At 62.3% G+C, this 18145-nt stretch carries 14 protein-coding genes; 7 read left to right on the forward strand and 7 right to left on the reverse strand.

Annotated features, from left to right (window positions below; all coding sequences use genetic code 11):
* Nucleotides 1–11 precede the first annotated feature (11 nt).
* The 7 genes from ACWFUC_RS24025 (at nucleotide 12) to rng (ending at nucleotide 5927) form a co-directional block, all read left to right on the forward strand.
* Nucleotides 12–842 (forward strand): mechanosensitive ion channel family protein, encoded by an 831-nt coding sequence (locus tag ACWFUC_RS24025; protein WP_088757255.1) that lies wholly within the window; start codon nucleotides 12–14, stop codon nucleotides 840–842.
* 133 nt (nucleotides 843–975) lie between these two features.
* Nucleotides 976–1896: an oxygen-dependent coproporphyrinogen oxidase gene (gene hemF, locus ACWFUC_RS24030; RefSeq protein ID WP_489623573.1), complete on the forward strand. Its 921-nt coding sequence runs from the start codon at nucleotides 976–978 to the stop codon at nucleotides 1894–1896.
* Nucleotides 1896–2564, forward strand: coding sequence for a nicotinate-nucleotide adenylyltransferase (locus ACWFUC_RS24035; RefSeq protein WP_034336321.1), 669 nt, complete (start codon nucleotides 1896–1898; stop codon nucleotides 2562–2564). The genes hemF and ACWFUC_RS24035 overlap by 1 nt, the downstream gene beginning before the upstream one ends.
* Entirely contained in the window at nucleotides 2564–3325 is a 762-nt protein-coding gene (gene rsfS, locus ACWFUC_RS24040; protein ID WP_034336324.1) for a ribosome silencing factor, read from the forward strand. Before ACWFUC_RS24035 ends, rsfS begins: the two co-directional genes overlap by 1 nt.
* Nucleotides 3325–3795 carry a 23S rRNA (pseudouridine(1915)-N(3))-methyltransferase RlmH gene (rlmH, locus tag ACWFUC_RS24045; protein WP_039784406.1) on the forward strand — a complete coding sequence of 157 codons (471 nt, stop codon included), beginning with the start codon at nucleotides 3325–3327 and terminating at the stop codon, nucleotides 3793–3795. The genes rsfS and rlmH overlap by 1 nt, the downstream gene beginning before the upstream one ends.
* Before the next feature lie 57 nt (nucleotides 3796–3852).
* Nucleotides 3853–4467 carry a Maf family protein gene (locus ACWFUC_RS24050; protein WP_121043269.1) on the forward strand — a complete coding sequence of 205 codons (615 nt, stop codon included), beginning with the start codon at nucleotides 3853–3855 and terminating at the stop codon, nucleotides 4465–4467.
* Nucleotides 4464–5927, forward strand: a complete 1464-nt coding sequence (gene rng, locus ACWFUC_RS24055) for a ribonuclease G (RefSeq protein ID WP_034336330.1) — start codon at nucleotides 4464–4466, stop codon at nucleotides 5925–5927. Before ACWFUC_RS24050 ends, rng begins: the two co-directional genes overlap by 4 nt.
* An 862-nt stretch (nucleotides 5928–6789) precedes the next feature.
* Here the strand turns inward: rng and ACWFUC_RS24060 are convergent.
* The 7 genes from ACWFUC_RS24060 to dnaE form a co-directional block, all read right to left on the reverse strand.
* The gene (locus ACWFUC_RS24060) at nucleotides 6790–8121 is read right to left on the reverse strand and encodes an O-antigen ligase family protein (RefSeq protein WP_489623574.1); all 1332 of its coding nucleotides are present in this window, start codon (nucleotides 8119–8121) and stop codon (nucleotides 6790–6792) included.
* A 63-nt stretch (nucleotides 8122–8184) separates the two neighbouring features.
* A complete protein-coding gene (locus ACWFUC_RS24065) occupies nucleotides 8185–9321 on the reverse strand; it encodes a glycosyltransferase family 9 protein (RefSeq protein ID WP_489623575.1) in 1137 nt (378 codons plus the stop codon).
* Nucleotides 9322–9375: 54 nt separating this feature from the next.
* The gene (locus ACWFUC_RS24070) at nucleotides 9376–10371 is read right to left on the reverse strand and encodes a glycosyltransferase family 8 protein (RefSeq protein ID WP_489623576.1); all 996 of its coding nucleotides are present in this window, start codon (nucleotides 10369–10371) and stop codon (nucleotides 9376–9378) included.
* The gene (locus ACWFUC_RS24075; protein WP_489623577.1) at nucleotides 10368–11492 is read right to left on the reverse strand and encodes a glycosyltransferase family 9 protein; all 1125 of its coding nucleotides are present in this window, start codon (nucleotides 11490–11492) and stop codon (nucleotides 10368–10370) included. Before ACWFUC_RS24075 ends, ACWFUC_RS24070 begins: the two co-directional genes overlap by 4 nt.
* Nucleotides 11493–12677 (reverse strand): glycosyltransferase family 9 protein, encoded by a 1185-nt coding sequence (locus ACWFUC_RS24080; RefSeq protein ID WP_489623578.1) that lies wholly within the window; start codon nucleotides 12675–12677, stop codon nucleotides 11493–11495.
* Between the two features lie 38 nt (nucleotides 12678–12715).
* A complete protein-coding gene (gene msbA, locus ACWFUC_RS24085; protein WP_489623579.1) occupies nucleotides 12716–14500 on the reverse strand; it encodes a lipid A export permease/ATP-binding protein MsbA in 1785 nt (594 codons plus the stop codon).
* Nucleotides 14501–14590: 90 nt separating this feature from the next.
* Complete coding sequence (dnaE, locus tag ACWFUC_RS24090) at nucleotides 14591–18049, reverse strand: DNA polymerase III subunit alpha (protein ID WP_489623580.1); 3459 nt, start codon at nucleotides 18047–18049, stop codon at nucleotides 14591–14593.
* Nucleotides 18050–18145 lie beyond the last annotated feature (96 nt).

Consider the following 18145-nt stretch of genomic DNA (forward strand, 5'->3'; position numbering starts at 1 on the left):
AGGACATATCGATGCCAGACCACCTGCTCAATTTTGAAACTTTGATCAACCTCTACCTGGTGCCTTTCGGGCTCAAGGTGATTGCCGCCATCGTCATCTGGATCGTCGGCGGCATGTTCATCAACACGCTCTCCAAGATCGTGCGCCGCGTGCTGACCGCGCGCCAGTTCGAGACCACGCTCATCAACTATGCCAGCTCGGCCATGCACGTCATCCTGCGCATCCTGCTGGTGATGGGCATCCTGGAAGTGTGCGGCATCCCGACCACCTCCTTTGCGGCCATGATCGGCGCGGTCGGCGTGGCCCTGGGTGTGGCCTGGTCGGGCCTGCTGTCCAATTTTGCGGCCGGCATCTTCCTGGTGGTGTTGCGTCCTTTCAAGGTGGGCGACTACATCACCGCCGCCGGCCAGACCGGCACGGTCTCCGACATTGGCCTGGTGACCACCATCATCACTACCGACAACAACCTGCGCGTGATCATCGGCAACAACAAGCTGTTCTCGGAAAACATCATCAACTACAACGTCAACGCCACCCGCCGCACCGACCTGCGTTGCCAGATTGCCTACAGCGTCGATCCGCAGCAGGCCATCGCCAAGCTTTCCGAACGCATCAAGGCCATTCCCAACGTCTTGCAGACGCCGGCACCGGGCATCGTGATCCAGGAATTCAATGCCACCGGCACCCTGATCGCCCTGCGCGTGCATGCGCCCACGCCCAATTTCGGGCAGGTCTACAACGACGTGCAGAACGCCATCGCCGAGGTCTGCCTGAAGGAAGGCTGGCCGGCGCCGGCGACTTACCAGGTGGCCGTGCCTCTGGCTCAGCCGCCGCAAAACTGAGGCCTTTGCCCCACAACGCCGGTCCGGCATCGCCTGCGGACCGGCTTTTGACGCCCCAGCCGGGGGCGGTCAAGGTACAATGGCGGGTTGGAACGCATTTCCGTCCAGTAACCGTGTACCAGAGCGACCCGCCGTGACCACCCATTCCAACGCCGCCACCAACACCGCTGCCGTCAAGGCTTACCTGCAGGACCTGCAACAGCGCATCGTCGCCGCGCTGGAAGCCGCTGATGGCAAGACTTTCCTGTCTGATTCCTGGGAACGCCCTGAAGGCGGTGGCGGCACCTCGCGCTTGCTGGAAGAAGGCAACCTGCTGGAGCGCGGCGGTGTCGGCTTCTCTCACGTGATGGGCAAGAACCTGCCGCCCTCGGCTGCGGCCAACCGCCCGCAACTGGCGGGCCGCGCCTGGGAAGCGATGGGCGTGTCGCTGGTGCTGCATCCGCGCAATCCCTACGTGCCGACGGTGCACATGAACGTGCGTTTCTTCACCACCCATGCGGAAGGCGAAGAAGCCGTCTGGTGGTTCGGCGGCGGCATGGACCTCACGCCCTACTACGGCGTGAAGGAAGATGCAGTGCACTTCCACCGCACCTGCCGCGATGCGCTGCAGCCCTATGGCGAGGACTTGTATCCGCGCTTCAAGAAATGGTGCGATGACTATTTTTACCTGAAGCACCGCAAGGAGCCGCGCGGCGTCGGCGGCATCTTCTTCGATGACTTCAACGCCCTGCCCTTCGAGCAGGCCTTCGCCCTGCAGCGCAGCGTGGGCGATGCCTTCCTCGACGCCTACCTGCCCATCTTGGCGGCGCGCCGGGAAACGCCTTATGGCGAACGTGAACGCGACTTCCAGGCCTATCGCCGGGGGCGCTATGTGGAATTCAACCTGGTCTTCGACCGGGGCACGCTGTTCGGGCTGCAATCCGGCGGACGCACCGAGTCCATCCTGATGTCCATGCCGCCGCTGGTGAAGTGGCGCTATGACTGGCACCCGGAACCGGGTAGCCCGGAAGCGGCGCTGTATTCGGACTTCCTGGTCCACAAGGAATGGCTGTAATGGTGCCGCCTGCGGCGCAGCGCTGCATTGCCGTGCTCGGCGGCAGCTTCGATCCGGTGCACAATGGCCATGTCCTGCTGGCCGAGCATTTCGTGCAATTGCTGCAGCCCGATGAGCTGCGCGTCATCCCCACCGGCAATCCGTGGCAGAAGCACGGCCTGCAGGCCGAAGCGGCCGACCGGGTGGAAATGGTCAGGCGCGCCTTCGGCCAGCAGCAGGTACCGGTGGTCATCGATGAGCAGGAAATCCGCCGCTCCAGCGCGACCTATACCATCGATACCCTGCGCGCACTGCGCGCGGAGCTGGGGCCGGAGGTGTCCATCGTGTTCCTGATGGGCGCTGACCAGTTGCAGCACCTGGACACCTGGCAGCACTGGCAGGAATTATTCGAGTACGCGCATTTGTGCGCGGCCTCCCGGCCCGGCTTCGCGCTGGCCGATGCGCACGTGCCGCCGGCCGTGCGCGACGAATTCAAGCGGCGCAGCGCTGCGCCGCAAGAGATCCGCAGCACCACGCACGGATACGGCTACCTGGCCCTCGGGCTGGCGGTCGATATCTCGTCGACTGAAATCCGTGCCCAGCTGCAACGCGGCACCCGACCCGATTCGCTGATCCCGGGCAGGGTGCTAGACTATATCGAACAACAACATCTGTACCGAAATTCATAATGGACATCAAAAAACTGCAAACCCTGGTCGTGGACGCTCTGGAAGACGTCAAGGCGCAAGAAATCCGCATCTATGACACCTCGCACCTGACCTCCCTGTTCGACCGCGTGGCCATCGCCTCCGGTACCTCGAACCGCCAGACCAAGGCGCTGGCCGCCTCGGTGCGCGACAAGGTCAAGGCCAAGGGCGGCAATGTCGTCAGCGTCGAAGGCGAAGACACCGGCGAATGGGTGCTGGTCGATCTGGGTGACATGATCGTGCACATCATGCAGCCGGCCATCCGTACCTACTACCGTCTGGAAGAAATCTGGGGCGACAAGGAAGTCAAGCTGGGCGCGGCCAAGCGCACCGGCACTTCGGCTGCCGCCAAGCGCGCCGCCGTCGACGAAGCCCCGGCCCCCAAGACCCGCCGCACCCGCGCCCAGGCGGAAGCCGTCGAAGCCAGCCAGGCCCTGGACGACGACGAGGACGCACCGAAGAAGCCGGCCCGCAAGCCGCGCGCGACGACCACCAGCACCACCGGTACCCGCGCTGCTGCCGGCACGACCCGCACCACCCGTACTACCGGCACCAAGACCACGGCGGCCAAGACCACCACCACCCGTGGTACGGCAGCCGGCAGCAAGACCACCACCACCAAGGCCGGCACCACCCGCAAGGCCGCTGCGCCCAAGACCCCGACCGGCAAGACCGTGCGCGTGGCGCCCGCCAAGAGCGAGACCGCCAAGAAGCCGGCCGCCAAGCGCACCAGCAAGGCTTGATGCAGCTGGTCATCGCTGCCGTCGGCCACAAGATGCCGGCGTGGATAGAAACCGGCTTCCAGGAGTATGCCAAGCGCATGCCACCGGAATGCCGGATCATCCTGAAGGAAATCAAACCCGTCGAACGCTCCGGCAGCCGCACGGCCGAAACCGTGATGGCGCAGGAGCGCGAGAAGATCGAAGCGGCGCTGCCCAAGGGCGCGCGCGTGATTGCCCTGGACGAACGCGGGCGCGACTGGACTTCAGTGCAGTTGTCGCAGCAGTTGGAGCAATGGCAGCAGGATGGACGCGACGTGGCCTTCGTCATCGGCGGGGCTGACGGGCTCGATCCCGGCTTCAAGGCCGGGGCCGATACGCTCATCCGCATCTCCAGCATGACCTTGCCGCATGGCATGGTGCGGGTGATGCTGGCCGAGCAGCTCTATCGTGCCTGGTCGATCACGCAGAACCATCCGTATCACCGCGCCTGACGGCGTCCACCGCCGGATTCCGGCCTCCCGGTACCGGCTCTTGACATCCCTGGCTCAATGAAACAAGCGGACCACAAAATCTACCTCGCCTCGAAAAGCCCGCGCCGCCGCGAACTGCTGCGCCAGATCGGCATCGATTTCGAACTCATGCTCTCGGACAAGGAAGTCGACGAGAGTGTCCTGCCCGGCGAAGCCCCGCTGGACTATGTCGCCCGCGTCACCCGCGCCAAGCTCGACAGCGCCCAGCAGACCATGATCCTGCGCCAGCTGCCGCATCGTCCGCTACTCGCGGCCGATACCACCGTGGTGGTGGACGACCTGATCTTGGGCAAACCGGCCGATCACGATGAAGCCGTGCGCATGATCACCCTGCTCTCCGGCCGCACCCATCAGGTCCTGACCAGCGTGGCGGTGGGCGTGACCCACGGGGTCGAAACCGAGGTCTGGCAGATCGTGCAGCAGTCCGATGTCAGCTTTGCGCCCTTGACCGAAGAGGCCATTGCCGCCTATTGCAATACCGTCGAACCTTACGACAAGGCCGGCGCGTATGGCATCCAGGGGCTGGCCTCGGTCTTCATCAGCCATATCGTGGGCAGCCATTCCGGTATCATGGGGCTGCCGCTCTTCGAGACGGCTCAACTATTACAACAAGCGGGCGTTCGCATCCTATGAGCGAAGACATCCTCATCAACATCACGCCGCAGGAGACGCGCGTGGCGCTGATCCTGCAAGGCGCCGTGCAGGAACTGCACATCGAGCGCACCCTCTCGCGCGGCCTGGCCGGCAACATCTACCTCGGCAAGGTGGTGCGGGTGCTGCCGGGCATGCAATCGGCCTTCATCGACATCGGCCTGGAGCGCGCCGCTTTCCTGCACGTGGCCGACATCTGGGAAGCCCGTCCGCACGACGGCCAGAACGCGCCGGCCATTCCCATCGAGAAACTGCTGCACGATGGTCAGACCATCACGGTGCAGGTCATCAAGGACCCCATCGGCACCAAGGGCGCGCGGCTGTCGACGCAGATCTCGATTGCCGGGCGCATGCTGGTCTACCTGCCGCAGGACAAGCACATCGGCATCTCCCAGCGCATCGAGAACGAAGCCGAGCGCGAACTCTTGCGCAGCAAGGTGCAGGCGCTGCTGCCGCCCGAAGAAAAAGGCGGCTTCATCATCCGCACCATGGCCGAGGATGCTTCCGACAGCGACCTGCAGATGGACGTGGAATACCTGCGCACCACTTGGGCCACCATCATCAAGCAAGCCAAGACCAAGCCGGCGCCTACTCTGCTGCACCAGGACCTGTCGCTGGCGCAGCGCGTGCTGCGGGACTTCGTCTCGGACCAGACCGCCACCATCCAGGTCGATTCGCGCGAGAACTTCCATATGCTGCAGGAGTTCGGTGCCATCTATACGCCCTCGGTGCTGCCCAAGCTGATGCACTACCGGGGCGAGCGTCCGCTGTTCGACCTGTATGGCGTGGAAGAGGAAATCGAGCGCGCCCTGGGCCGCCGCGTGGACCTGAAGTCGGGCGGCTACCTGATCGTCGACCAGACCGAAGCGATGACCACGATCGACGTCAACACCGGCAGCTTCGTCAATGGCCGCAACTTCGACGACACCATCTTCAAGACCAACCTGGAAGCGGCGCACGCGATTGCGCGCCAGCTGCGGCTGCGCAACCTGGGCGGCATCATCATCCTCGACTTCATCGACATGGAGAGCACGGAGCACCGCCACGCCGTGCTGGCCGAACTGGGCAAGGCGCTGCAGCGCGACCGCACCAAGATCTCGGTCTCGGGCTTCTCCACGCTGGGGCTGGTGGAGATGACCCGCAAGCGTACCCGCGAATCGCTGGCCCACATCCTCTGCGAGACCTGCCCGGCCTGCAAGGGACGCGGCCAGGTCAAGACGCCGCGCACGGTGTGCTACGAGATCCTGCGCGAGGTCATGCGCGAGGCCAAGCAGTTCAATCCGCGCGAATTCCGCATCCTGGCGTCGCAGGTAGTGGTGGACATGTTCCTGGAAGAAGAATCGCAACACCTGGCCATGCTGGGCGATTTCATCGGCAAGCCGGTGTCGCTGCAAGTGCAGAGTGATTACCAGCAAGAACAATACGACATCATTCTGATGTAACGCCCAGAGTCCGCCCAGTCCGCCCCCTCTTATACGCTTTGCCCATGAACTCCTTCTCCAGCGCATCCACCGCCACGCCCTCCCTGTCCGCGTATGTCGATTTCAGCAAATTGCGGTTGGGCGACCGCATGGCCTCGGCATGGTATGCCCAGCAGCGGCGCCTGCGCACGGGGGAACGATTCGGCATGGTGGATGAGCACCTGCTGATTCCTGAACCGTTTCCGATGGATGTGTTTTTCCCGGAAACCTTCGTGGCCGTCTCGCGCGAAGAGATCGCCGCGACCGCCTTGCCGCAGTGGGACCAGACCATCCTGTGGATCAATGCCACCAATGAATTTGCCCTTCATCCCGCCAACGGATTTTTCGAGCATATCCCCGAAGACTTGATGGTGGCCGCCCAGGAACTGCTCAAGCAGCGCAAACCGAAGCGTCCGCGCGTACTCATGCACGTGCTTGACGATGCCACTTACAATCACCGGCGCAACTGGCAGCGCAGCGATGCGCAGGCTACGGCACGGGCGCTGCAAGGAGCGGGATGCGAGGTAATCATCCTCAACCCGGCCCAGGGTCAGTTCAATGGATCCTATCGCGACATGATGGCGCAGATGCTGGCGGCCGATGCCTTCATCGGCGGCGATACCGGGCCCAGCCATCTGTTTGCACAGCTCTGCCCGCTCAAGCCGCAACTGGCGATCTATCCGAACATGGCCCGCGACCAGCGTACCTACCGGCCGGTGCAGCAATCCCTGGGCCTACCACTGGCCTGGAACAGCCTGCCCTTGAAAGCCAATCTGGCGACGATCCAGTTGAAACAGGTCAGAAAGCTGACGCTGGAAGGCTGGAGAGTGCGCCGGCGCCGTTATCAGCACTTCTTCGCAGCGGACGTGCTGGCGGTATTGATGCCGCTGCTCAAGGCGCATCGCGCATTTCCGTTGAGCGACATCCGTTCCACCGCGCCCATCAGCACGGCCAGTACGATGACATAAAAGAGCGCGCATTCGCGCCACAACAGCATGACGTCCACCAGACCGTAGGCGACGTAGCTCAGCACCAGCGTGACACCCATCATCGCCGCTGCGGCACCGGTCTGCGGCGCGCGCGTCACCGCGCGGAGGAAGTAGATCAACGGCACCACATACAAGGCCAACAGCGAGACGATGCCGGCGCTGCCGAGAATGACGGCAAAGAACAGTGCTTCATTGTGCGAGTGGGGAAACTGGCTGCTCTGCTCGGACAAAAGACCGCGTCTGGCCATCTCCTTCAAAGCGGGCGAATACCCCGTCAGTCCGACTCCGATCAGCGGATGCTCGGCAAATATGCGCGCCGAGGCCTTCCACAACTGCATGCGCGTGCCGATGGAAGAATCGCTTTTGTCGTGTACCTTCATGTCATGCACATCGGCCTGTATCTGCGCTACCCGCTGCTGCACCGAAGAGGTGGTGCCATAGATCACGCCGATGAGCAGCAATGCAACCAGGGCCACCAGCATCTTCCTCACTGCGGTCTTGCCGGGCAGGAAGGTCAGGCTGATGGCGATGGCAAAAACGGGAATGGCCAGCCACGCACCACGCGACTGATAAAGATAAATCGTGTAGAGACTGCACACGCCCGCCAACACCAGTGGCAGATGACACCTGCGCAAACGATAGCGCTGGTCCTCGCTGCGCTGAGACCAGGCGATGGACAAGACCGCCATCACACCCAGCAGGCCGCCCAGTTCCGAGAAGGCGAGAATGGGCATGAAGTTCGGATGATCGCGGGTGACGCCGCCACCGGTGAGCCAATATGTCTTGAGCATGACGATGACGGCCCCCCCGGCGAAGAGCCAACCCATCCAATGGAAGAAGCGCTTTTCCAACTGGCAGATGCCCCAGAAGAAAAAAACGAAGCCAAAGAAGCGCAGGCCGAAATTGAGCTCGTTGGAAGAGAATTGATGGAAGAACCACTGACTCAACGCCAGCGACAGCAGCACCGACGTCATCGCCAGATAAAGTGGCCAGTAACGGCGCCAGGATCCTGCATACGCCACCAGGCTGGCCCGGCCGCCCTGCAGAATGCTGGCCAGACCCAGCAGGATCAGCAGGTAAAAGCAGGCGCCCGCCACTCTGTCCACGCTCAGCCCCAGAAGCAGGAACACGGAAAGGACGCCGAAGAACGAGCATTGCAGCCACAGGGGCGTGGTGGGGTGATTCATTTTGAAAGAATTCTTATAAGAAATAGAAGTAGGTGACCTGCGGCAAGAAGTGGCGGCGTTCGTTCAATCAGATGGGGCCATCGCCGGTGCCATGGCGCCATGGCGCAAGACGGTCTCCAGCACCTCATCCACGGAAATCTCGGTAATCCAGCCCTTGCGCGTCTTCACGCCAATGAGCGTGGTCGAGGCCGCATCGAAGGGCACCCACTCCGGGCTGGTCTGGCGCATCAGCGCGATGACCGGCACATGGACCGCATTGGCCAGATGCATGATGGCGGTCTCGACCGAGACAATCAGCGTGCACAGACTGAGGACAGCAGGAAGTTCGAAAAAATTCTCCTGGGCACTGAAGAGATGAAGGAAATTATTTCCTGGTGGCAGCAAGGCCTGTGCCTGCGCCATCTTCTCGGGCACCACATTGATGATGAAATGCATCTGCCCTGCCCCCGGGCTGTGGCGGATGCGCTGCGCCAGTTCGATCATGCGTTCCAGCGGCCAGCTGCGTTCCTGCGATTTCGAGAAGGCATTGAGGAAGATGAGCCTGCTGCCCGGCGCCACGCCGGCCGCCTGCAAGCGCTCGCGGGCGCGGTCGATCCAGACGGGCGCGATGTCCACGTAGGGGAACAAGGCATCCCGGTCGATGGGCATGCCAAAGAGCTGCGAGAACCAGCCGGCATAGATCTCGCTGATGTGCCGGCCATTCAGATCGGCCGTGGTGTAGGCAGGAATGACCGCATCCAGCTTGCGATAGGCCAGATGCTTGCGGATATCGAGCAGGCGCACCCGTTTCTTCTGTCCCACCACGAAGCCATGGGGCGACAGCTTGCGGGCCAGTTCGGCATAAAGATGACGGCGCAGCACGGCAAAGGACACCACGATGGGATAGTTTTCCTGGCGCGCCTCTTCGATGGATTGCCGGTACAGCTCCGGGCTGTAGGTGCGGTCGTAGATGCGCTCGAACATCCCGCAATCGCGCACCCAGTCGTAGAGCGAATACTTGCTCAGGTGCTCCCACTGGCTCGGATCCGGGGTGCGCCTGACCTCATCGACCCAGAGATGGATGCGGATATGCGGATAGGCTTGCCGGAATGCGCGGAAGCAATTCTGCATGTAAGTGAAATCGCCCAGTGCCAGATGGGCGACGAAGAGAATCTTGTCCGCCTTGCCGAGCAAGTCTGCGGGAATCAATTGTTGTGTCATGTTGTGCTTTCTGACGTCCTGGGGCCGTATGGGTCTGCCTGGGGCGAGCGGCGGTCAACGATGCAACCGGCGGCGTGCCATCAAATAGCGCCAGTACCAGCGCAAGCTGTCGACGTACTGGCCGCGTGCCCATTGGAAGCGGGAATGCATGCGCAATTCCTTGTGATTCTCCGGTGCCAGGTCCAGCGGCAGATCCGACCAGGCCGATTCGGCGTGATAACGCTGGAACAGCGCCACGGCGTCGTGGCCGCTCCATACCCCCCACGGCTTGACCGACCCGGCAAAATGGATGAGGCTGGCCGCGCCCTCGGGAATGGCCAGCGCGGTGCGCCTGCTCTCCAGATCGCCCACCAGGCCATAGAGATAATTCCAGCGGATGTCGACGTATAGGGCGCGGCCGTCCAGCACCAGGTTGAGCGCGTCCTGATCCGGGAAACGGAAATCCTCCCATTCCTTGAGCAGCACATCAATGATCTGCTGGGTGATGCCCTCCGCGATCCAGTTGGCGATATTGATGTAGAGCATCCCCGAATTGAAGTAGCGCCCATGCTTGAGCTTGAGCGCCTCCACCCGGCGCCGCGTGGTGGCTTCGGCGTCGGGAACGACGGCGGCGATCGTGTCTTGCTGATCCAGCGCCAGCAGTGCGTCAAGACTACCGACGCACAGGATGTCCGCATCCAGGTACAAGACGCGATCCGTGACCGACTTGAGCACATCGGCAATGACCAGCCGCGCAAAGATAGCCGAGGAGTAATAGGTCGACTTGGTGTAGTGCTCGAAGCGGGAAAACAGCGCAGCATCCAGCACGTGCAACTGCGTGGCAACGCCGGGCTGCTGCCCGAGCGCAGCGAAGCGGCGGCGGTTGTCTTCATTGACCTGCGTGGCCAGCACGTGGAAGCTGAAACGGCGGCGCGGGTTGTTGACCAGCAAGGAGGCAATGGTGGCGCCCATGCAGCGGAAATAGCGATCATCGACGCAGAAGGCGATGTGCACCGTGTCCTGGTCGCGCTGGGCGGCACTGGGCACCGGATTGGAAGACAGGCTGTTCACTGCTTGAGCTCCGGTGTTTGCAGCACTTCCAGCACTTGCTGCGTGGAGATGGCATCCACCCAGTCACTGCGGCGCGCGGCCATGATGACCGTGCTGTGGGCGCGGTCGATAGGTGCCCACTCCGGATTCTTGCGGCGCATCAGCGCCACCACCGGGACATGCACGGCATTGGCCAGGTGCATGACGGCCGTCTCCACCGAGATGATCAGGCCGCAGCGCTGCAACACGGCCGGCAGCTGGAAGAAATTCTGCTGGGCGCTGAACCAATATGTCCGCGCCGGCAGGTGATCGGCGATCTCGGCCTTGGCCGCTTCGATCTCCTGGGGGGTGGCGTTGACGACGAAACGGGTCTGCGCCCACGCCGGATTGGCCTGCAGCGCCGAGATCAGTTCTGCCACGCGGGTCACGGGCCAGCAGCGTTTTCTGGTCTTGGCAAAGGGATTGATGAACACCAATGCCGGCTTGCCGGTGCCGGTAACGGGACTGTCAACGCCCCACTCCAGCAGTTGCGCCTGGGCAGCCTCTTGCCACTGCTGCGGAATCTCGACGAAGGGCAGGCGCTGTTCCCCCTCTACGGACACGTTGCCGAGTTGCCCGAACCAGTGCGCATACTCATCAGTGATGTGATAACCGGCAAAGGGCTTGAGCGGCGCAAAGGCGGCATCCAGGCAGCGATAGGCCAGCTGTTGCAGCGGCGCGTACCAGCGCAACTTGCCGCGCATGCCGACGACCCAGGCATCGGGGCCGATCTGGCGTGCCAGGCGCGCATACTGCGCCGGTCGCAAAGTCGCCAAGGAAACCACCAGCGGATAATGCTGGGCGCGCGCTTCTACGATCGACTCTTCCAAGAGGGCCGGGCTGTAGGTGCGGCGATAGACCTTGGCGAAGAACGGGCAATGCTCGGCCCAGTCATAGAGCGCGTAGTTTTTCAGATAGGGCCACTTGCTCTGGTCATCGGTGCGGCGCACCTCATCGATCCACAGATGCACCTGCAGGTGCGGATATGCCTGGGCGAAGGCCCGGAAGAAGTTCTGCAGATAGGTGAAGTCGCCAATGGCCAGGTGGGCGATGAAGAGAATCTTGTCGGCGCCAGCCAGGCGGGGTGCGGGTATCGCGCTCATTCAGTTGGCCATCCGTCTCAGCTGTTCGGGGGAGAAGCGCGGTGCGCTTCCCATCGGGATATCGAGGAAATGCATCACCTTGTCCACCGGAATGCGGTCGAGGCTGTCCTCGAAACCCTCGGTGTAGAGGATGTTGGTCTGCGCCGCATCGATCGGCGCCCACTCCGGATTGATCTGGCGCATCATCGCCACCACGGGCACCCGCACGGCATTGGCAAAGTGCATGATGGAGGTCTCGACGGTGATGATGAGATCGCACTGCTCCAGCATCGCCGGCAGCTGGAAGAAATGCTCCTGGGCGCTGAACACATGCAGGCGGGGCAATGCGCTGTCCCTGACCGTCTGGCGGACCTGCTCACTGGCTTCGGGCGGGGCGTTGAGGACGAAATGGGCATCCTTCCAGCGGGCATCGTTCTGCATGCGCTGCACCAGCGCAATGGCGTTGCCCAGCGGCCAGTTACGCTCCTTCTGTTTGGAAAAAGCGTTGACGAAAATGAGGGGATGACTGCGCTCTCCCTTGGCTGCACTGCCCCACTGCGCCAACTGCGCCTGGGCCTGGCCGCGCCAGCTGGGCGGGACCGGCAAGTCCGGCACGCGCGCCTGCAGCGGCACCTCCAGACCGAACAACTGCAGGAACCAGTCCGCGCAGATATCGCTGATGTGCTGGGTCTTCTGACGCGAATAGGGATAGCTGCCATCCAGGGCGCGGTAGATCAGGTGCTTGCGGAGGTCATAGAAACGTACCCGCTTGGACATGCTCACCACGAAACCCTTGGGGCTGATCCGCCGCACCAGCTGGGCGTAGAAATCACGCCGCGCGATGCCGAAGGACACCACGATGGGATACTGCTCCAGACGTGCCTGGCGCAGCGAACTATGGAGTGCGAAGGGACTGTAGGTCTTGGTATAAAGCCGGTCAAACATGGGGCAAGCCTCGAGCCAGTCGAAGACCACGTAGTTTTGCAGATGCTTCCACTGGCGGAAGTCATAGGTGCGCCGCACCTCATCGACCCACAAGTGCATCTTGATGTGCGGGTACGCCTGCGCAAACGCCTTGAAGCAGGCCTGCATGTAAGTGAAATCCCCCAGTGCCAGATGGGCAACGAACAGTATCTTGTCGGCCCGCTGCAATAAAGCTTGCGGAACGATTTGCGCCCCCCCGGGCGCCGTTTCTTCGTTATGCATGGACATGTCGTTGTATATACGCTCTTGTTGTACGCCTGTCAGACCAGCTTTTTCAGTTGCTGCAATTTGCTCTCATCCTGTTCAGTATCGTCGCCGGAAAATTGAAGGTGATACAGCTTGGCGTAGGCGCCGTTCTGTTGCAGCAGCTGCTGGTGGGTTCCGACTTCGACGATCTTGCCGGCCGATAGAACCACGATACGGTCGGCACGTTCCACCGTAGACAGACGGTGGGCGATAACGAAGGTGGTGCGGCCTTCCATCAGCCAGTCCAGAGCGGCCTGGACGGCGCGCTCCGATTCGGTATCCAGCGCCGAGGTGGCTTCATCCAGGATCAGGATGGGGGCATTCTTGTAAATGGCGCGTGCAATGGCCAGACGCTGGCGCTGACCGCCGGAGAGGCGTGAGCCGTTGTCGCCGACCACGGTATGCATCCCGTCCTGCAGCTCCTTGACCAGCCCGCCCAGATGGGCCGCTTCCAGCGCGGCCTCGACCCGTGCCAGATCAGGCTGGGCATCACCATAGGCCACGTTGTCGATGATGGTGCCGTTGAACAGCACGACGTGCTGGCTGACCATGGCAATCTGCTTGCGCAGGCTGCGCAGGGAAATCTGCTCGATGGGTTCGCCGTCCAGCAGGATCTGCCCGCCGGTGGCCGAATAGAAACCCGGAATCATGTTGACCAGAGTGGACTTGCCGCCACCGGACATGCCGACGAACGCGATGGTCTCGCCGGCCTTCACGCTCAGGTTCAGATGATCCAGTGCAAGTTGCTCGCGCTCGGGATAGGCGAAACACAGATCGACCAGATCGATCTTGCCTTGCGCGCGGCCGGGCAGTTCGCGTCCGCCGGTGCGCTCGGTGGGCATGTCGATCAGGTTGAAGACCGCCTCGGCAGCCGCCATGCCGCGTTGCAGGGGGCCATTGACTTCTGCCAGCTGCTTCAAGGGCGTCAGCAGCATCAGCATCGCGGTAATGAAGGAAACGAAGCCGCCCACGGTGATCTGGCCATTGCCCGACTGGATGAGTGCCATCACGATCACGATGGCCACCGCCGATGCCGTCATGAACTGGGTGATGGGCACGGTCGAGGAAAAGGTCTTGGTCATGCGCATGGTGTAGCGGCGCAGGTTTTCTGAACTCATATGAAAGCGCTGCTTCTCGAACTCCTGGCCGCCAAAGATCTTGATGACCTGTTGGGCACGAGTGGACTCTTCGATGACTTGGGTCAGCTCCGCATTGACCTTCAGGGATTCCTGGTTGAGCTTCTTCAGGTTGCGGCTGGTGAAGCGCACTACCGTCGCCAGCAAGGGCAACAGGATCAGGGTGACGATGGTCAGCGACCAGTTCAGATATAGCAGCCAGGCCAGCAATCCCAATACGGTCAAGGCCGAACGGATCATCGATGTGAAGATTCGGGTCACCATGTCGGTGATGCCCTGCACCTCGAACATGATCGAATTGATGACCTTGCCCACGCTGTTGCTGGCATAGAAGGCCAACGGAAAATCGAGCATCTGGGCGAACATGCGGCCGCGTACCTCATTGAGGATGCGGGTGGTGACCCAGGTCATCAGATAGCTGCTGGCGAAGGTGGAGGCGCCGCGGATGACGAAGATCCCGATCACGGCCACCGGCACCAGCCACAGCGAGAATGCCGGCTTGCCCACGAAGCCCTTGTCCAGCAACACCTGAAAGATATAAGGCACCACAGGTTCGGTGCCGGCCGTGACCGCCATGGCGATGAAGGCCATCAGCAGACGCCAGCGATAAGGCATGTGCAAGCGCAGCAGGCGAAGAAAATACGGCGAGATTTTTAGTTTCATTCTTTTACGTCCATGAGGAAATATCCCTGCGGCCGGGGCCGGGAGAGTGCGCCCGGGTCCTTCCCCGGTCCCATGTGCAGGCTTGCGGGATCAATATTCGACCACCACCGCTTCCTTGCCAAAGGAAGCCACCAGCGTCGATTGCAGGCTGTCGCTGGGATTGACGCGCCAGGCATCGCCCAGCACCACCTCGCAGGCAGCGTCGGCCTGGCGGTAGCGCATCACGAAGGGCAGGCCCTGCTCCTGGCGATGCGCGGCCAGGGTGTCGCGCAGGTGATTCGGGTCGATCGCCTTGTTGAGCGACACCACCATGCGCACCCCGTACTGGATACGCGCCGCGCCCAGATCCATGACCTTGTCGGCGGCCACCCGCAGGCCGCCGTTGAAACGGTCTTCCGACACCTTGCCCGAGACCACCAGCAATTCATCTTCCTTGATGAGGTGCTTGAAGGGCTCGAACAATTCGTTGTAAATCGTTGCCTCGATCACGCCCGTGCCATCGTCCAGCGTGCAGATCACCAGCTTGCCGCGCTGGGTCATCTGCACCCGCACGCCGGTGATGATACCGGCCAGGCTGCGCGGTTCCCACGAGGGTTCGAGGCTGGCGATCTTGGTGCGCACGAAACGGCGCACTTCCTTTTCGTAAGCCGAGAACAGGTGGCCGGAGAGATAGAAGCCCAAGGCGCCCTTCTCTTCCGTCAGGCGCTGCTTGTCGCTCCAGGCCGGCACCTGCACGTATTCCAGCGGCGCTTCGAGGTCGCTGTCGTCGCCACCGAAGAGGCTGACCTGGTTGGCCGATTTCTCGGCCTGCTCGGCACTTTCCCAGGCCAGGTTGACCGAGGCCTGCAGGATGGCACGATCGACCTTGAAGCAGTCGAAGGCACCGGCGCGGATCAGCGAATCGATGGTGCGGCGGTTGATCTGCTTCTTGTCCACCCGCTTGGCGAAGTCGAACAAGTCCTTGAAGGGACCATTCTTGCGCGCCTCCAGGATGGCTTCGATGGCGTTCTGCCCTGCCCCCTTGACGGCCCCCAGGCCATAGCGGATCTGGGTGGCCTTCTTGCCCGGCTCGCCCACCGGCATGAAGCGGTAGTCGGACTTGTTGATGTCCGGTGGCAGGATGGCCAGCTTGCAGATGTCGATCGAGTCTTCGATCAGGATCTTGACCTTGTCCGTGTCTTCCATGGCCAGCGACAAGTTGGCGGCCATGAACGCGGCGGGGTGATGCGCCTTCAGGTAGGCGGTGTAATAGGACAGCAGCGCATAGGCGGCGGCGTGCGACTTGTTGAAGCCGTAGCCTGCGAACTTTTCCATCAAGTCGAAGATTTCATCGGCCTTGGCCTGGTCCAGCCCGTTCTTGGCCGCGCCTTCGCGGAACAGTTCACGGTGCTTGGCCATTTCCTCGGCCTTCTTCTTGCCCATCGCCCGGCGCAGCAAGTCGGCGCCGCCCAGCGAGTAGCCACCGATCACCTGCGCCATCTGCATCACCTGCTCCTGATAGACCATGATGCCGTAGGTCTCGGAGAGGATGCCCTCGGTACGCGGGTCAGGATAGTCGAAGGCTTCGCCGTGCTTGCGCTTGCAGAAGTCGGGGATCAGGTCCATCGGGCCGGGACGGTACAGCGCCACCAGGGCGATGATGTCCTCGAAGCGGTCAGGACGCGCATCCTTCAACATGCCTTGCATGCCGCGGCTTTCCAGCTGGAACACGGCGACCGTCTTGGCCTTGGTCAGCAGTTCGTAGGAGGGCCGGTCGTCCAGCGGCAGCTTGGCCAGGTCGAAATCGGCCATGGCCGGATCGAGCATGCGGATGTAGCGCACTGCCCGGTCGAGGATGGTCAGCGTGGTCAGGCCCAGAAAGTCGAACTTCACCAAGCCGACGGCTTCCACGTCGTCCTTGTCGTATTGCGAGACCACGCCGGAGTCGCCACCCTGGGTGTAGAGCGGGCAGAAATCGGTCAGCTTGCCGGGTGCGATCAGCACGCCACCGGCGTGCATGCCGATGTTGCGGGCGATGCCTTCGACCTGCTGGGCCAGGCCCATCAGCTGCTTGACCTCTTCCTCGTTCTCCAGCCGCTCCTTCAGGAGAGGCTCTTCCTCGATGGCGTCGGCCAGCGTGACCAGCTTGCCCGGCTTGAAGGGAATCAACTTGGAGATGCCGTCACAGAAGTTGTAACCCAGGTCGAGTACGCGGCCCACGTCGCGCACCGCGCCCTTGGCGGCCATGGTACCGAAGGTGGCGATCTGCGAGACCGCCTCCTTGCCGTAACGATCCTTCACATACTGGATGACGCGGTCGCGGCCTTCCTGGCAGAAGTCGATGTCGAAGTCGGGCATCGAGACGCGTTCGGGGTTCAGGAAACGTTCGAACAGCAGGTTGTAGCGCAGCGGGTCCAGGTCCGTAATCAACAGGCAGTAAGCCACCAGCGAGCCGGCACCGGAACCCCGGCCGGGGCCGACTGGCACGCCATTGTTCTTGGCCCACTGAATGAAGTCCGCCACGATCAGGAAGTAGCCCGGGAACTTCATCTTGATGATGGTGTTGTTCTCGAACTCCAGGCGCGCTTCATAGCGCGGGCGCTGCTTCTCGCGTTCGGCTTCGTTGGGGAACAATTCCTTCAGGCGCACTTCCAGCCCGGCCTTGGTCTGGGCCACCAGGAAGTCGTCAATGGTCATGCCGTCCGGCGTGGGGAAGTCGGGCAGTTGCGGCTTGCCCAGCTGCAGCACCAGGTTGCAGCGTTTGGCGATTTCCACGGTATTGGCAATCGCACCGGGCAGGTCGGCGAAGAGCTCGGCCATCTCGGCCTGCGACTTGAAATATTGCTGCTCGTTGAAGCGGCGCACGCGGCGCGCATTGGCCATGATCTCGCCTTCGGCGATGCAGGTGCGGGCTTCGTGGGCGATGAATTCTTCCGGGCTCTGGAACTGGATCGGATGCGTAGCCACGCACGGCAAGCCCAGCTTGGCGCCCAGGGCCACGCTCTGGCGCACCTGCAGTTCCATGTTGGCCTGGCCGGCGCGTTGCAGTTCCAGATAGAAGGCACCGGGGAAGATCTCGGCCCAGCGGCGGGCGCAGGCCTCGGCCTGGGCCAGGTTGCCGTTGTCGATGGCCTGGCCGATGTCGCCCATGGCGGCACCCGACAGGGCGATCAATCCATTGCCGCCTTCCTGGTGGCGCAGCGCGTCCAGCCATTCCATGCGGACTTCAGCACGGCCCTTGTACTGGTTGGTAAGCCAGGCCTGGGACAAGACTTCACATAACTGCAGGTAGCCATGACGGCTTTTGATCAAAACCAGCAGGCGGAAGGGTTTTTCGCGGTCGGCGTCGTTGGTGATCCAGAGGTCGCAGCCGGCGATGGGCTTGACGCCCTTGCCGCGCGCTTCCTTGTAGAAACGCACCATGCAGAACAGGTTGGCGAGGTCGGTCACCGCCAGGGCGGCCTGTCCATCCTTGGCGGCGGCCTTGACGATGTCGTCGATACGCACCAGGCCATCCACGATGGAGTACTCCGAGTGCATACGGAGGTGTACAAATTGCGGGGTAGTCATAGGGTAGCCATTTTACCGGAGCTTGTGCCCCTGACCGATTCCGATTGCTACCGATTTGTGAGAAATATGAAGACTTTACACCTGCCCTTTCTGCCA

The organism is Herbaspirillum sp. Her4 (assembly GCF_057961335.1).

What these genes read in the sequence shown, in the direction of transcription:
- ACWFUC_RS24025 (WP_088757255.1), top strand. Translation starts at nt 12, where the DNA reads ATGCCAGACCACCTGCTCAATTTTGAAACTTTGATCAACCTCTACCTG.
- ACWFUC_RS24035 (WP_034336321.1), top strand. Translation starts at nt 1,896, where the DNA reads ATGGTGCCGCCTGCGGCGCAGCGCTGCATTGCCGTGCTCGGCGGCAGC.
- rsfS (WP_034336324.1), top strand. Translation starts at nt 2,564, where the DNA reads ATGGACATCAAAAAACTGCAAACCCTGGTCGTGGACGCTCTGGAAGAC.
- rlmH (WP_039784406.1), top strand. Translation starts at nt 3,325, where the DNA reads ATGCAGCTGGTCATCGCTGCCGTCGGCCACAAGATGCCGGCGTGGATA.
- ACWFUC_RS24050 (WP_121043269.1), top strand. Translation starts at nt 3,853, where the DNA reads ATGAAACAAGCGGACCACAAAATCTACCTCGCCTCGAAAAGCCCGCGC.
- rng (WP_034336330.1), top strand. Translation starts at nt 4,464, where the DNA reads ATGAGCGAAGACATCCTCATCAACATCACGCCGCAGGAGACGCGCGTG.
- ACWFUC_RS24060 (WP_489623574.1), bottom strand. Translation starts at nt 8,121, where the DNA reads ATGAATCACCCCACCACGCCCCTGTGGCTGCAATGCTCGTTCTTCGGC.
- ACWFUC_RS24065 (WP_489623575.1), bottom strand. Translation starts at nt 9,321, where the DNA reads ATGACACAACAATTGATTCCCGCAGACTTGCTCGGCAAGGCGGACAAG.
- ACWFUC_RS24075 (WP_489623577.1), bottom strand. Translation starts at nt 11,492, where the DNA reads ATGAGCGCGATACCCGCACCCCGCCTGGCTGGCGCCGACAAGATTCTC.
- ACWFUC_RS24080 (WP_489623578.1), bottom strand. Translation starts at nt 12,677, where the DNA reads ATGCATAACGAAGAAACGGCGCCCGGGGGGGCGCAAATCGTTCCGCAA.
- msbA (WP_489623579.1), bottom strand. Translation starts at nt 14,500, where the DNA reads ATGAAACTAAAAATCTCGCCGTATTTTCTTCGCCTGCTGCGCTTGCAC.
- dnaE (WP_489623580.1), bottom strand. Translation starts at nt 18,049, where the DNA reads ATGACTACCCCGCAATTTGTACACCTCCGTATGCACTCGGAGTACTCC.